The sequence below is a fragment of the Candidatus Diapherotrites archaeon genome (genome assembly GCA_030688545.1).
Taxonomy (GTDB): domain Archaea; phylum Iainarchaeota; class Iainarchaeia; order Iainarchaeales; family VGJJ01; genus VGJJ01.
In genome coordinates this window covers 244,742-258,346 of sequence record JAUYHT010000002.1, presented here as the reverse complement: position 1 = coordinate 258,346, position 13,605 = coordinate 244,742, and the positions used below count along the sequence as shown (strand labels likewise).

Annotated in this window: 13 protein-coding genes and 1 tRNA gene; 4 read left to right on the top strand and 10 right to left on the bottom strand. The window is 52.3% G+C overall.

The window, feature by feature from the left end; translation table 11 throughout:
• Entirely contained in the window at nt 1–1,917 is a 1,917-nt protein-coding gene (gatE, locus tag Q8P05_01970) for a Glu-tRNA(Gln) amidotransferase subunit GatE (GenBank protein ID MDP2666245.1), read from the bottom strand.
• Nucleotides 1,918–1,964: 47 nt separating this feature from the next.
• The gene (locus Q8P05_01965; protein ID MDP2666244.1) at nt 1,965–3,179 is read right to left on the bottom strand and encodes an MFS transporter; all 1,215 of its coding nucleotides are present in this window, start codon (nt 3,177–3,179) and stop codon (nt 1,965–1,967) included.
• A 166-nt stretch (nt 3,180–3,345) separates the two neighbouring features.
• Between Q8P05_01965 and Q8P05_01960 the strand changes: the two genes are divergently transcribed.
• Nucleotides 3,346–3,418 (top strand) — tRNA-Pro (locus Q8P05_01960).
• A 108-nt stretch (nt 3,419–3,526) separates the two neighbouring features.
• On the opposite strand, the gene Q8P05_01955 is transcribed toward Q8P05_01960, so the two are convergent.
• The 4 genes from Q8P05_01955 to Q8P05_01940 form a co-directional block, all read right to left on the bottom strand.
• A complete protein-coding gene (locus Q8P05_01955; protein ID MDP2666243.1) occupies nt 3,527–3,907 on the bottom strand; it encodes a cupin domain-containing protein in 381 nt (126 codons plus the stop codon).
• Between the two features lie 164 nt (nt 3,908–4,071).
• Nucleotides 4,072–5,283: an MFS transporter gene (locus tag Q8P05_01950; GenBank protein ID MDP2666242.1), complete on the bottom strand. Its 1,212-nt coding sequence runs from the start codon at nt 5,281–5,283 to the stop codon at nt 4,072–4,074.
• Complete coding sequence (argF, locus tag Q8P05_01945; protein MDP2666241.1) at nt 5,284–6,285, bottom strand: ornithine carbamoyltransferase; 1,002 nt, start codon at nt 6,283–6,285, stop codon at nt 5,284–5,286.
• The gene (locus Q8P05_01940; GenBank protein MDP2666240.1) at nt 6,257–7,171 is read right to left on the bottom strand and encodes a carbamate kinase; all 915 of its coding nucleotides are present in this window, start codon (nt 7,169–7,171) and stop codon (nt 6,257–6,259) included. Before Q8P05_01940 ends, argF begins: the two co-directional genes overlap by 29 nt.
• Before the next feature lie 179 nt (nt 7,172–7,350).
• Here Q8P05_01940 and Q8P05_01935 point away from each other — a divergent pair, with 179 nt between their 5' ends.
• Genes Q8P05_01935 through Q8P05_01925 form a run of 3 tightly spaced genes read left to right on the top strand, consistent with a single transcriptional unit; the run spans nt 7,351 to nt 9,790 of the window.
• Nucleotides 7,351–8,343, top strand: coding sequence for a diguanylate cyclase (locus Q8P05_01935; protein ID MDP2666239.1), 993 nt, complete (start codon nt 7,351–7,353; stop codon nt 8,341–8,343).
• A 2-nt stretch (nt 8,344–8,345) separates the two neighbouring features.
• A complete protein-coding gene (locus tag Q8P05_01930; GenBank protein MDP2666238.1) occupies nt 8,346–9,110 on the top strand; it encodes a diphthine--ammonia ligase in 765 nt (254 codons plus the stop codon).
• Complete coding sequence (locus Q8P05_01925; GenBank protein MDP2666237.1) at nt 9,107–9,790, top strand: hypothetical protein; 684 nt, start codon at nt 9,107–9,109, stop codon at nt 9,788–9,790. The genes Q8P05_01930 and Q8P05_01925 overlap by 4 nt, the downstream gene beginning before the upstream one ends.
• Here Q8P05_01925 and Q8P05_01920 read toward each other — a convergent pair.
• From Q8P05_01920 to Q8P05_01905, 4 genes are read right to left on the bottom strand one after another with little or no spacing between them, the layout of a single operon-like run.
• Entirely contained in the window at nt 9,750–10,724 is a 975-nt protein-coding gene (locus Q8P05_01920) for a hypothetical protein (GenBank protein ID MDP2666236.1), read from the bottom strand. The two genes, Q8P05_01925 and Q8P05_01920, sit on opposite strands and share 41 nt — an antisense overlap.
• Entirely contained in the window at nt 10,721–10,963 is a 243-nt protein-coding gene (locus Q8P05_01915; GenBank protein ID MDP2666235.1) for a hypothetical protein, read from the bottom strand. Before Q8P05_01915 ends, Q8P05_01920 begins: the two co-directional genes overlap by 4 nt.
• Nucleotides 10,960–12,789, bottom strand: a complete 1,830-nt coding sequence (locus tag Q8P05_01910; protein ID MDP2666234.1) for an ATP-dependent DNA ligase — start codon at nt 12,787–12,789, stop codon at nt 10,960–10,962. Before Q8P05_01910 ends, Q8P05_01915 begins: the two co-directional genes overlap by 4 nt.
• A 44-nt stretch (nt 12,790–12,833) precedes the next feature.
• Nucleotides 12,834–13,463, bottom strand: a complete 630-nt coding sequence (locus Q8P05_01905; protein ID MDP2666233.1) for a hypothetical protein — start codon at nt 13,461–13,463, stop codon at nt 12,834–12,836.
• Nucleotides 13,464–13,605 lie beyond the last annotated feature (142 nt).

Genomic DNA, 13,605 nt, shown 5'->3' with positions numbered 1-13,605 from the left:
CTATTTCCCTGTTCGCTGGCGCAATTCTTTTTCCAATGCTTGAGCGATGAAGTATCCTTGGGCTTTACCCCGTAAGGCTTGCATGCACAACCCCATCAGGGGCTTCTGGGCTTGCATGCCTTTGGCGAGCACCAAGTGCGCGTGCTTGTCCACGATCTGTTTCACGACTTTCGTTACCTCATCCTCTTTCATTGTCTCATTCCCCAGGCGCCCAATTACAGCGGACAGCGGGGCGGAAGGATTAATCGCCCATTCACGTAGGATAGAGGGGAAGTTGTCCCGCAGCACCTGTTTTCCCTTTTCCGCTTCCAATAGGGATTCCAGTTGCTCTTCCGTGAGTCGGGATACTTGGGGATTTTCTCGGCGGATGGTGTTGAAAGTGTCCAATAATAGCGTGGCCGTGAGGGTGGGAGCATACCCTTTTCCAACCATGCGTTCGAAAAAGCGGGCCTTGTTGTCCAGTTTCATCTCTTCCGCGTGCTTTTCGCTCAATCCCATTTGCATATACTGTTTTTTTCTATCCTCTCCCCATGCGGGTAAGGTGTTTTTCAAATCCCCAATGAGGGAAGGGGTGATGAAAATATCCTGCGCGTCCGTCTCCGGGTACATGCGTGCCGCTCCAGGAAGGGGGCGGGAATATTCCGAGTTACCTCCCTCCAGGGCGTTCCGTGTTTCCTCAGGAATGCCTTCCAGGAGGAATGACACCCGGTGCTTGATGGTGTCGATGGCGAATCGCGCCTTGGTTTCAGGGCCCATCACCAAAGCAAAGCTATCCTTTTCCTGAACATGCAATGCCTCCCTAACCTGCTTCACTTCTTCCTCCGTGACGCCATGCGCTGGCAACTCATCCCCATGAAGGATGCCCTGCAACCCGGTTTTATTCTTCATATAGGATGAAACTTCGCCTCCCACTCGTCGGCCAGGTTGTATTTCCAATCCCATTTTTCCCTTCATTTGGGGCAACCGCACCCCCCATAGATGATGCTGTTTCTCCAGGGCTTTCCGCACGAGCGGGCTGGAGGTGTTCGAAAAAATAAGAGTAAGGTCGGTGGCGCCCTGGCTGTTCACCTTATCTTTGGTCAATCCTTCCTTTGTTAATGTGTCCTTCAGGGCGAGCAGGGTCTGTTGTCGTTGCATCTCCCGCCGCACGTATTCGTCGATCATCCCCACCTCCTGCACCCCCTTGATTTCCACCCGCGCTCCTCCAGGGATGGAGATGTTCAAATCCTGCCGAATGGTTCCCAGGCCTCGTTTCATCTTTCCAGTGATGCGGAGCACCTCCCCAATCTTGAGAGCGGTTTCCTTGGCTTGTTCGGGAGAATGGATATCCGGATACGTCGCGAGTTCAATAAGGGGAAACCCGAGCCGATCCAGGCGGTACACCCCGTCTTCCCCTTTCTGTCCGATGGGGCGGGCGGAATCCTCTTCCAGGGCAATTCCCATGACCCGGATGGGCATATCATTCGTGAGCGTGAGTTGTCCCCCCATGGATACCAGGGCGGTGCGTTGGAATCCCGAAGTGTTGCTCCCGTCCAATACGGTTTTCCTCATCACCGTTATTTTGTCCACGGTCTTCGCTTGGCAGAGGAGCGCCACCTCCAGGGCAATACATAGGGCTTCCGCATTCATGGGGGCGGGGGGTTCTTCATCCGTTTCCACCAAACTGGTGTTCTCGTGGTGCCCTTGATAGGTATAGGTCTGTCTCTTCCGCGCCGCTTCAAGCGCGGCCAAATCATACTCTCCCAGCTCGGAAGCAACCGCGTGCAACTTCCTGAAAAAGGTGAAATCTGGAGCGTCCTCGCGCAGGGTGCTGGGGCAACGAGAAAAGAGTTTATGCGTGTCCAATTGCTGGTGGACTTCCAGCCCGCACGTCACGGGATGCGTGGAAGAGGTGGGTAACGTTCCGGGGGCCGGCATGCATTCCTTGGATTCTTTGAAGTTTAAAACCCGATTCATGCGCCCATTTACCGGTGGTGAAAGAGGGCCGAAAGAAGGTGCTTGGGTTTGGGTAAATAGAAGGTATGCGAGGCCAAGTACTCTTCTCCTATTACGATTCCCACGAGAATGAGCGTTCCCGCCACCGCAAAGAGGGTGGGGATGCTCGTGAGTTGAACCACGATTCCCGAGATAATGAATCCGAGGAAGGCGCCTATTCTGGAAATGGCCACGTGGCTCCCGAGGAAAGATCCTTCTTGCTTGGTTTGTTCGGCAAACCCAGAGAGGAGTGCAATCGTACTAATCCCCATGAGGCTTCCTCCCATTCCATACACGAAGAGCGCCACCAGTATCCAATCGAAAGTGTGGAAGAAAGAGAGCGCCACCATCGACACCCCGCAGAGCGTAGTTCCGAGGATCACCACGTGCTTGCTTCCCCAGGAGTCTGTGAGTTTTCCCGCGAGGAACTGAATGAGCTGAGGCACTTCTTTCACGAAGAGGGCAATTCCAACGAGTTCAATGGAATAACCCAAATCTTTCACCATGAAAAGGGGGAGAAAAACGAATAGCACCGAGATGCTGAATTGGTGCGTTATTACCAGCGCGCTCAATCCGCGTAGGGGTTTGTTTTTCCAGAACTCCTGAACAAGTGGAATGGGGTTGAATGTTAATTCTCTCAGTTTTGGAATCGGGTGCGTGTTGTGTTTTTGGAAAAAATACCATATTCCAATGATTCCCAGTACGATGACGGCCGCGAGAAAGGGAGAAATAATTCCATAATACGTCGCGATAATTCCCCCCAGGAGGGGTCCCACAACATGCCCTATTTTTCCAATGGACAAACTCATTCCGACGCGCGTGCTGGCCTTTTTTGTTTTTTCATTCACGACAATGTCTTCCATCTTCGCGATGGCCGCAAGTATCACGGCCACGTACGCGATACCCTCGAGTATTCGCGCGAGAAAAATGACAATGGGATTGTTGATGAAGGCATATAAGGAGTAGGCGATCATGGCAAACAATATTCCAGCCAAAATAATGGGTCTCCTTCCCCAATGGTCTGACATTCCACCCAATAAGGGGGCTGCCACCATCCCCGCGAGGGCGAAGGCAGAGAGGAGAACCGTTATCTCAATAGTTCCATATCCCTCTTGGGTCAAGTACAACGCAAAAATAGGGTCCACGAGCACCACGGCCATAGAGAAGACCGCGAACACGAGGGTGATGCGCGTGTAGGGTTCCATGCCTCAGCCAGCCATTAAGAGGATTTAATAGAAATCCCCTAACCGGCACCTCCCTCTGGTTAGGCCAGGTAAAATCGTCTGTGCCCTATTTACACCCGGAGGGGAAGAAGGATGCGTGCCCATTATATGGGTACCCAATCAAACCATTTCATCCTAGCTACCCTTTGGGGCGGTCGTCTAGCCTGGTAGGATGGCACCTTCGGGAGGTGTCGACGAGAGTTCAAATCTCTCCCGCCCCATTTTTTTTTGTTTTTTCGTGCACCTTTTTTCAAAAGGTGCGTTCCGAATCTCTCCCGCCCCATTTTTTTTTTGTTTTTTCGTGCACCTTTTTTCAAATGGATGTTTGATCAATGATCCTTTTCCGCCGCATCCGCTTCCGCTTTAGTTTGTTGAACCGTTCCTTCCGGGTGTTCGGGGGGCGAATATAGGGTGTAGATCTTCAAATCTTCCTCCGTGGAGGTGTTCTTCACGTAATGCGCATTCCCCGCCGGAATAATGATCATTTCGTCTTCAGACACTTTGTTCTCTTCACTTCCTATTTTCACCAAGGCCTCTCCTTTTTCCACGCGAATAAATTGGTCCGTGTCCGGGTGCGTCTCCAGGGGGATGTCTTCCTGCGGCCTGAGCGTCATCACCACTAATTGCATCTTTTTACCGGTGAACAGTACGCGCCGGTAAGCGGTGTTGTCAAGTGTTTCCTTTTCGATATTAGTGGTGTATCCAATCATGCGGGTGGCCTCCTGAAAATGTGGGCTTGCATATGGAGTTGGCCCTCAGTTCTATATAGGGTTACCTGCTTTCTGAAAAGCAATACCACCCATTTCTAGTGGGCTACAATTTTTCCTCATGGGGGAAAATTTCCCTATGGTAAAAATGTACCTATTCCACCCATTCAATGGTCGGCTATTCCCACGCCCCGCCTGAGTTGGGGTTGCAGAAACAAGTAGACCATTCCAAGTAAAAGGAAAAGGGAGATCCCTGACACCAGGAAACCTAAGGAATAGGATTGGGCCATGAGATAACCGGCGCCCCCAGCCACGAGGGCTTGGATGATGAGGGAGACTTGGGAATGGATGGAGAGGAGGGTGGCTTTGTATTTGGGCTGGCGGATGTAGGTGCGGATGAAGTAATCCTCCATGAGGTGGGAGCGGCCCCAGAGGTACCCCAACGTAAGCATGAAAATGAGCGCGGTGAGGAAAACTTCCTGAATCACCGAGGCGAGGATGAACATCCCCGGGAAGAGGAACAGTTCGGCCTGGATAAGTCGCCGGAAAGGGAATTTTTCCAGGTGCTGGATGTGGGTTCCCACGACATACCAGATAAGCCGCGATCCTCCCATGACCAATCCAATAAGGGCAATTGGCATCCCCAAGGATAGGAGATAGGGTTCTCGGAAGGCCGAGATGCCTATCATGAATCCCCCGATTAATCCTGTGAACATCACGAAGGGAAGCATTCCTGATTCCTTGGCGTCATGGATGAGTTTTGTTATGGATTGATAGGGTTGGGCGCGGTGCTCTTTTTCCACGGGAGGATCTTTCAGCGCGAACACGATGGCCATTCCCACGAGGTCGAAGGCCAACACGATGAGGAATGGCAGGCGGATGTCAATGGGAACCAGGAATGGCAGGCTGAACATAAGCACCATGCTCACAAGTGAGCCATTGGCCGCAATCCGACTATGTTGGCGGGCATACTCCTTCTCCCGCTTCAGGGATTGGAGGGTGTCATAGAGGAAGGCCGTGAGGGTGCCCGATTGGAAAGCGAATGAAAGGGATAAAAAAGATGCCCCGAGTATGAATCCTGGCAGACTGTTCGCGGTGAGGAAGGATAGGGTAGAGAGCACCATGAACACTTTGCTCAGGATGAGTGTTTTCCGGTGCCCAATATGATCGGCCATGTATCCAGAAGGTATTTCAATCAGGAAGGAAACCAGGAATCCGATGGCAGAGTACAACCCTATCTGCTGGGCATCTGCTCCCGGGAGGGTGAGGAAATAGATGGACAAGATAGGGAAAAAGTTTCGGCGCTGGGAGATAGTATACGCGAGCAGTTTCCAGAGGTTGCCTTCGAGCCCGCGTTGGATAAGCGTAGAACGGCCCATCTAATCACGCAGCAACCCACTCAACAAAGCCATTTGCGCCCACATCCTGTTTTGGGCCTGTTCCCACACGAGAGAATATTTCCCATACATGATAGTTGGGGATACTTCCTCCCCTTTGATGGCGGGGAGGCAGTGCATCATCTTGGCGCCCCGGGCGCATTTTCCCATCAATTTTTCATTCACCTGGAAGGGGCGCAGAAGGGGTAGCATCTTCTTCTTGTCGAGGTGCATGTGCATGCTTTCCCATTCATCGGTGTAGACCACGTTCACTTGTTTCAATATTTTTAATTCAGGAATGCGGGGAAATACGGTAATGGCGCTTCCGGTCTTCTTGGATAATTTCCTGGCGATCGCGAGGTATTTCGGCGACACCTTGAAAGGGGGTGGGGAGGCCACGATGATGTCCATTCCCATCATCGCGCATCCCACGAGGAGGGAATCCGTAACATTATCGGAGACCCCAGCATACATGACTGTTAACCCGTCGAGCGTCCCGTAATGTTCCCGCATCGTGAATAAATCCGAAAGGATTTGGCAGGGGTGGTTTTCATTCGTGAGACCGTTGATCACGGGTTTGGAAGAGAAGCGGGCCATCTGTTCCAGCGTCGTATGTTCGAACACCCGGGCCATTAGGGCATCCGTGTATTGGGTTAACGTGAGAGTGGTATCCTTCCAGTCTTCTCCCCGGGACATTTGGGTGGTGGTTTTGTCGATAAAAAAACTGTGTCCACCCAGCAGATGGATGCCCACATCGAACGACGTGCGCGTGCGGGTGGAGGGCTTCTCGAAGAGCAAGGCCACGGCTTTCTGGTGGAGTAGGGGAGGTAATCCCTCGTGGTGCTGGTGCATTCTTTTGAGGAGGCCCGCGAGGGAATGGATGTCGTCCATTTGATGGGAGGTAATATCATGTGTGTTCAGGAAATCCTTTCCTTTCAATTGGCGGAAGGGCCTGGAGCTTAGAATGGAATCTATCTCATGGATAGATGCGCGTCCCTTTTTCACCCATCATCACCTGTTTCGCGTCGTCGGTATGCCCGATGTGCACAACCCTTCCCCCTTTTTGAAGGAATCGGAGTCCGGCCTCTATTTTAGGTCGCATGCTCCCTTCCCCGAATTCCCCTTTCCTCAGATGGGCGCGGGCCTCGCGTCTATTCATATGGAGAATGGGGCGTGGATGGCGAGTGGCGAATTGGGTGTATACGTGGGATTCATCCGTAAGAATAGTGAGCTGATGCGCCTTCAGTCGGGTGGCGAGCAGGGAGGATGCCAGATCCTTATCGATGACGCCTTCCGCGCCCCGGTAACCCATTTTGTTTCTAAACACGGGGATGCCCCCGCCTCCCCCGGCAATGACCACGTGGCCTTGTTTCAACAATGTGCGGATGGCGTCCAATTCAATTATTTTTTGAGGGTTGGGAGAGGCCACTAACCGTCTGAACCCTTTTTTGGGATCGTGGAGAAAGGGAATCCGGTGGCGCGTGAGATGGGTGGAATGGGAATACCAGGGTCCGATGGGTTTGGTGGGGATTTTGAATGCATAATCCTTGGGATCCACTTCCACGTGAGTCAGGATCATGCTTATTTCCAATGTGGGTTTCCATTTTTTCAACCCCAGGAAGAGGAGGTGCCCAATCTGCCCTTGCGTCATCGCCCCTTCCACGTCCAATGGCATCTGAGGAACGTTTGGGGAAGCGGCGCGCATCTGGAGTTCCAGATTTCCCACTTGTGGCCCATTCCCATGAGTAATAACCAATGGGTTTCCTTTCCCCGCATAGGTGGCGAGCGCGCGGCACGTGCGTTGCACGTTTTTCAATTGCTGCGTGAAATCCCCTAATTGGTGCATTCGAATGAGGGCATTTCCCCCCAACCCTACTATATGTGGTTGCATGGCCAGAAAAATGACTCCTGATTTATATAGGGTGCTCTCGTCCTCGATTTATGCCCCGTTCTCCCAAATGGGTGAAAAAATCGTGATTAGCTGCTTTGAATACTGGGAGGAATGTCAATAGAAGGATTGACAGTAGTTCTTTCCCCGAGGGTTAAATAGGAGGTCTATCTTCCCTGGGTATGCCCGTTCTCCCTTTCCGCCCCCGTCGAAAGAAGGAGCGTAAGGTGGATTGGCTAATTAATATACTGACACCATCCAGTCGAATCAGGACGGACGCATTCCGCAGCCTGGGGCTTTACTATGAATATCATCAACAAGCGAGACAGGGGAGGGAGCTCATTGCGGATCCCCAAAAACTCGTCTCTTCCCTGAATCTGGTCACCCAATTTGAGCGAAGGACCTCCTCCCTTTTCCATGACCCCAGATTCACGCGCCATTTGAAAACCCTTTCTCCCGAGGAGAGAAATCGGGTAATTGGAACCTACCGTGGGATCCGACGGCTAGCGCGAGTGATGCGGGAGATTACTGCCAAATCACTGACTCATCACCACCAAACCCCACTCGTCGTGAATGATTCCATGTTCAAAGCGAGGGTGTATGAGGCGCTTCGCGAGCCTAATCACCAGCCTTTTTCAGCAATCGTCATCGACCTCGATCGTTTCGGAAGGATCAACAAGCGTTTCGGACAAAAAGTGGGAAACGTTACATTATCCCGATTCACTGAAATGTTATCCCAGGTGGCGGCAATAGGAAATGGTTATGCTGGTAGGATGGGTGGAGATGAATATTATCTATTTTTCCGTAAAGATCCCGCGACGGCATTCACATTGATAAAAATGTTGCAGGAAAATTACCTTCGGGATACTGACTCCCCAGAATTTCGGGATGAAGTCATGGAATTGAGTAAACGTTGGAGGAAGGGAAAACAAGACCAACACTGGTGGAAAAAATTGAGTAAAAATATGGGACTCGAGTTTGTCAAAGGGTTATTGGCCCAGCGCCGGTGGAAACCAATATCGTTTACTGCCGCCGTTATCGGGACTTCTTCCTACGACAAGAAGGTCGATTACGATGATCTATTTGACGAACTCGATCGCCGCATGCAGAAACAGAAACGACGCCGACGGGGAAAAGTCGTCCAAATCGCCTTGAACCGAAGCAGGAAGGAATGACCATGCGCCTCGCTTCTTTGTTCTCGGGGGGGAAGGATTCCACGCTCGCCCTGCATATTGCAAAGCAGGCGGGGCATGAGATAGTTTGCTTGGTGGCCATGGCGCCCGAGAACAAGGAATCATTCCTCTTTCATGTGCCTAATATCACGTGGACGAAGACTCAGGCGGCGAGCATGCGACTCCCTTTAGTTTTTGTGCCCACCTCCGGTAAGAAAACGCGGGAGTATGTGGATCTGAAACGCGTGCTCGGGGCATTGAAAGAGACTTGTGGAATTGAAGGAGTGGTTACGGGTGCGGTGTATTCGACTTACCAGGCCTCCCGCATCCAGCGTATCTGTTGGGATATGGGGTTATGGTGTTTCAATCCCCTCTGGCAATCATCTCCTCGGGCGCATTGGCATGAGTTGCATACGCGGGGCTTTGAAATCATGTTAGTCGCGGTGGCCGCGCGGGGACTGGAGAAAGAATGGTTGGGGAAAACCATTGATGAGAATCATTCTCCCGTATTATTTTCATTGGAATCCTCCCATGGTGTTTCCCCCATAGGCGAAGGGGGGGAATTCGAGAGCTTCGTCCTCGATGCGCCATTCTTCCATGAGCGTCTCCGCGTGCGGCGCTTCGAGGATGAATGGATAGGGCTGCAGGGCACCCGGCACATCCGGGAATTGCAAGCGATTCACAAACCGATTATCCCCTTTCCCAAAAACAAAAATAGAAAAAATAAAAAAGGAAAAATGAAAAATGGAAAAAGGAGAAAATCCACATGAGCATGGATCATATCCTCGTCGTCAATTCTGGAATGTCTTCCCTCCTCACCATGAGAGAATTTGCTTGGCCCCTCCAGCGGGCGCTCCAGTTTCCTTCAACGGTCGTTCCCATTTCCAAATTAGGAAAGAAGCATGTGCGGCCGGCGCGGGCCATCATCTTCTCCGGTTGCCCAGTGCAGGATTTCACGTATGAGGCGCACGTCAAACGATTAGCCTGGCTACGGAATGTGGACATCCCCATGGTGGGTATCTGTGCCGGACAGCAGTTCCTCGCCCGCCTTTTTGGGGCCCGCGTGAAAGCACGAAAAGTCCCTTTGATAGGAATGAATCTCATTCGTAAAAAGGGCAATTTTCCTTTCCTTGAAAACGTGCCTTCTTCCATTCGGGTGTATTCCCTGCATGCCAAGGAAGTCACCCTCCCCAGCGTCTCATCCACCTCCCCAGCCCCCTTTATCCCACTGTCCGCCTCTTCTTCTCCCCCATCCTCATCAATTTTATTCAAAGGGGCATTCCTATGCTTTTCCAGCCCCTCCTGCCCCATTTCGGGCTTCGTGCATCCCCAAAAACGCATTTTAGGGCTATCCTTCCACCCGGAAGTGGGCCACCCCTATATTATTCGCGATTTCATGGATTGGGCCATTAACAACTCCCCTCTACCGGCTCGTACAGGGCGTAAGTGAACCCTGGCTCCCCCCGGGACGCATCATAAGACCCACCCCCTGACAGTGGCGCGGTGCGCTCCCAGGCCTCCCGACATTCGAAGGCAAACGTACACCCCGTGCAATCCCTCTGGGCCCGGCAGAGTTCGGTAAACCCATCCCAAGTACCAAGGCCCCGGTTTTCAAGAATAGGTTGGCAAAGGGAAATAGTCTCTCCCGTGATGTGCACGTCCTTCCGCACGCGATCGAATCCCCCTTCCTGGGCGGAGGCAAATAGGTCGATCGTATAATTCCCTGGGAGAATAGTTTCCGTAAACGCCAGTGGATATCCCGAAGAAGGATCGAGTGCTGGGATAATTTGTTCCTGCGTGTGGATGATGATCTTTTCCTCGTTTCCAGCGAATACTTGGGATTCATACACGCGCAATAATACGGTGACATCTCTCAAAATTATTTCTCCCGTGTTAAAGATAGTGGCCTGCGCCACGTAAGGGAGATCATCCCCATTATTAACTTCCGGCAACACTAAGTCGCGCCACTCCAGTTGCGCGGGCCTTTTTCCCACGTACACCGTGCACGCGTGGATGCCAGCTGTTTCCTCACAACGCGCCGAAAAGGTGGTGCGGATATCCTGGTGGAAGAGGATGCGTTGGGCATTAACTGTAAGGGGGAGGGGGCAGTCCCGGGGATCATCGCAACAGTCTATGCCCGAGCAAGCAAAAGCCACACTCCGGGAGGGTTCATCGAGGGATCGGGCATCCAATGATTGCTCCGCCCGCACATCAAGAGTAGTGGAATAGCTTTTTCCCAAATCCGTTTGGGCGGTGAGCAACAGACCTTCCGCCGCATGTGCAATATTGGGAGGGGTTGAAAACAAAGGGGCAAAGAGGAGGAGAATAATGTACAGCAGGGCCACCGCTCCCACGGCCATGACCAGCAACTTGAACACGTTCATTTGCCCACTCCCCATTTCCATTGGAGGACGAGCAGGCGTTTCAGGACATACGCGATGAGCAACCCTAACGCCGTGATGAGGAGCAGTTCTTCCCAAGCCCCCGCGCGGAGGAAGTAGAGGCGCTGCTCGATGACGAATGTGTCCAGGGATACGACCGCGAAAACCACGATGAGAAAGGCGAGGACGAATAATCCCCATCGCCAGATCCAGGTCAGCATTCGTTTGAATTTGTGTTTCATCTGGATTCCTTCAGGGAGACCCGTTTCTGGGTTTTATACATGTCGATGATTTCCTTCACCGACGTGGCCTGCTCAGGATCCTTATCCCTACGCAATCGGAGGATGCGGGGAAAGCGCAACGCGTATCCTGTTTTCCCTCCCTTTCGGCCGGCGGTATGCATCGGACTTTGCGTAATTTCATCCGCGCGCACCTCCACGACAAATTGGGGTTTTACCCACACATCGGGTACAATATCCGAGTCCACGCGGGCGGGTTTCCTTTCCGATGTATGTTTGGATAATAGGTCATGCAGTTCCTGCAGCATCTGCTCGCTGAACCCCGTTCCTATGCGTGTGACGGATTTGAACAGGTCTTCCTTTTCCTCATACACCCCGGCCAATAACCCCCCTAAACCGAAGGTGGTGCGTTTTCCTTTCCCTTTGTAAAAACCAAGTATGACCAGGTCCACTGTGTCCTGTAATTCTCCCTTGTAGGATCGCTTGAGCTTGATCCATGCAAACTTGCGCGCCCCCGCGATGTAGGGAGCGTTCAGATCCTTGCACATGATGCCTTCCAGTCCTTGGGCCACGTTCTCATTGAAGAATTTGTCAATCTCCCCAGCCTGGTCCGTAATGATGGAATGAGTCGGAGCGATGGTGTTCCCTTTTCCGATGAGGCGCTGCAATTGCTTCCTCCGTTCCCCGAAGGGGAGGGACATAATATTTTTCCCATTGATGGCCATGGCATCGAAGAGGAATAGTTTGAGTGGCAGCTCTTTGGCCTTCTCCTCAATCTCATATTTCCGTTTGCGCTGGATCGTCACTTGAAAGGGAAAAAATTCATTCGTCTCTTCATTCACCGCCAAGGCCTCCCCTTCCACGATACAATCCTGTGCGTCGAGCTGCTTTTGAGCCCCCTCAACTATTTCGGGAAACATATCCGTCATTTTTTCCAGGTTGCGGGAAAAAATCCAGATGGATTTTCCCTTTTTGTGCACCTGAACTCTAAATCCATCGTATTTGGATTCCACGGCACACTTTCCTAACTTGGCGATGATATCCTTGGACAAGGGCAGTCTTTCCGCGAGTGTCGGCCGAATAGGTACGCCGGGCTCGAGGTCGATTTCCTCTAACCCTATCAATCCTTTATGGGTTATTTTTTCGGCGATATGACCCAAATCAGCATGGATGTTATATTTGGCTTCAATGGTCTCGCGCAGCCTCAATTGGATGCGTTTATCCTTTTCCTCATCCGTCTTCCCATCTATCTCTTCAATGAGCGCGGGGTTCTTCCGCTTGAATTCATCCAAATGGACTTTGGCCAGGGCATCCATTAGGGTGGGGTCGCCGGCCCCCAATCGAAGAGCTCCCAGGGCGAACCGAATGATGTACCGTGCTTCCAGGGGGGAGGCGGCGTGCAAAAGTTCCGCGAGCAATCTGATTTTGGTATCTTGGGTGCCCGTCCCCGCAGTGGTCGCCAGCTTCATGAAGTTAGCGTGCACCTTCTTCACGGTAAGGGTTTGTTTCACCAGGCTCTGCTGGGTCTTTTTCTGCAGCAGCTCTTCCGCCGTGGTCCCCAGATCCCCTGTTTTCTTGAAGCGCTTGGCCACCTCTTCCTTAGAATACCCCGTTGCATGGGCAATGGCCTGCTCCACTAATTTCTCCCCTAACCCTGTTTCGATATTCTCATACGCGGGGGCCAATCGCCCTTGCAATAAGTAGATGACTTCCCGCATCTCTTCGGCAGGGGTTCGGGCGAACAGCTCGGCCAGCTGTTCCGTCATCTCAAGACGTTTACTCGTCTGTTCAATCTTCTCCAGGGAAGCGGCGACGTCGACAAAGGCCATACCTATTCACGAAACCCCTGATTTATTAGAAGAGGGGGTCGTCCTTAATGCCCCAACACCCGTGCTACTATCCGGCGGGGGGTCGGGAGCCTTTCGCGCACCACTAATCCATGACGGGAGGCAAATCGTCGGGCGTGCATGGACACTGGGGTTTCCAGTTCGATTTCCTTCAATCGCGTGGGGATGCGCACCGGCCAATCCGCGTGGCGGATATCGATGCCTTTGCGTTTGAGTTCCCCGATGGCCTCCCAATGTTCGATGAGCGCCTGCTCGGGAATCTCTTCTTCGATCGTATGGTGTTCACGCGGGTGAACCTGGTTAGAGTGCACCACCGCTTTGGGGAACCAGACGGCCCGATGTAGACCCCGTAACGCCCGTTTGGCGCGCTGCAGGTTATCACGCGCATCCGATTCACGCAGGATGTCAGAAAGGGTGCGCGACGTCACACGCGTGTTTCGTGGGGAAACGCGCGTCGCGCGCAATGATTTTCGTAAACGTTTAGGTCTGGGTTTGGGTCGTGCTTTCAACCGCCGACGGGTGAGCGCGCGTGATGTTGCAGTTGGAACAGGGGTCGCGTTCCGTTTCCTTTTTTTAGCCTGCTTTGCCACACGTCCGGCTTGCAACCGGGCGACCAGGGCTTCTTTCTCTTGTTTGGACATTTTCCTTTGGGCCATGAGGGGCATAAAATTTTGGTCTTTTTAAATGAATTCCTTAAGGTCGTTTTTTTCCTTTCAGGTGGAGGTTTCAAATCCCCCAGAGGAATGGACAAAATATTGGAGTAAGTGAAAAATAGGGCGGGTGAAACATAGGAGCGGA

What these genes read in the sequence shown, in the direction of transcription:
- Q8P05_01905 (MDP2666233.1), bottom strand. Translation starts at nt 13,463, where the DNA reads ATGGCCCAAAGGAAAATGTCCAAACAAGAGAAAGAAGCCCTGGTCGCC.
- Q8P05_01955 (MDP2666243.1), bottom strand. Translation starts at nt 3,907, where the DNA reads ATGATTGGATACACCACTAATATCGAAAAGGAAACACTTGACAACACC.
- gatE (MDP2666245.1), bottom strand. Translation starts at nt 1,917, where the DNA reads ATGCCGGCCCCCGGAACGTTACCCACCTCTTCCACGCATCCCGTGACG.
- Q8P05_01925 (MDP2666237.1), top strand. Translation starts at nt 9,107, where the DNA reads ATGAGCATGGATCATATCCTCGTCGTCAATTCTGGAATGTCTTCCCTC.
- Q8P05_01935 (MDP2666239.1), top strand. Translation starts at nt 7,351, where the DNA reads ATGCCCGTTCTCCCTTTCCGCCCCCGTCGAAAGAAGGAGCGTAAGGTG.
- Q8P05_01915 (MDP2666235.1), bottom strand. Translation starts at nt 10,963, where the DNA reads ATGAAACACAAATTCAAACGAATGCTGACCTGGATCTGGCGATGGGGA.
- Q8P05_01965 (MDP2666244.1), bottom strand. Translation starts at nt 3,179, where the DNA reads ATGGAACCCTACACGCGCATCACCCTCGTGTTCGCGGTCTTCTCTATG.
- Q8P05_01930 (MDP2666238.1), top strand. Translation starts at nt 8,346, where the DNA reads ATGCGCCTCGCTTCTTTGTTCTCGGGGGGGAAGGATTCCACGCTCGCC.
- Q8P05_01940 (MDP2666240.1), bottom strand. Translation starts at nt 7,171, where the DNA reads ATGCAACCACATATAGTAGGGTTGGGGGGAAATGCCCTCATTCGAATG.
- Q8P05_01950 (MDP2666242.1), bottom strand. Translation starts at nt 5,283, where the DNA reads ATGGGCCGTTCTACGCTTATCCAACGCGGGCTCGAAGGCAACCTCTGG.
- Q8P05_01910 (MDP2666234.1), bottom strand. Translation starts at nt 12,789, where the DNA reads ATGGCCTTTGTCGACGTCGCCGCTTCCCTGGAGAAGATTGAACAGACG.
- Q8P05_01920 (MDP2666236.1), bottom strand. Translation starts at nt 10,724, where the DNA reads ATGAACGTGTTCAAGTTGCTGGTCATGGCCGTGGGAGCGGTGGCCCTG.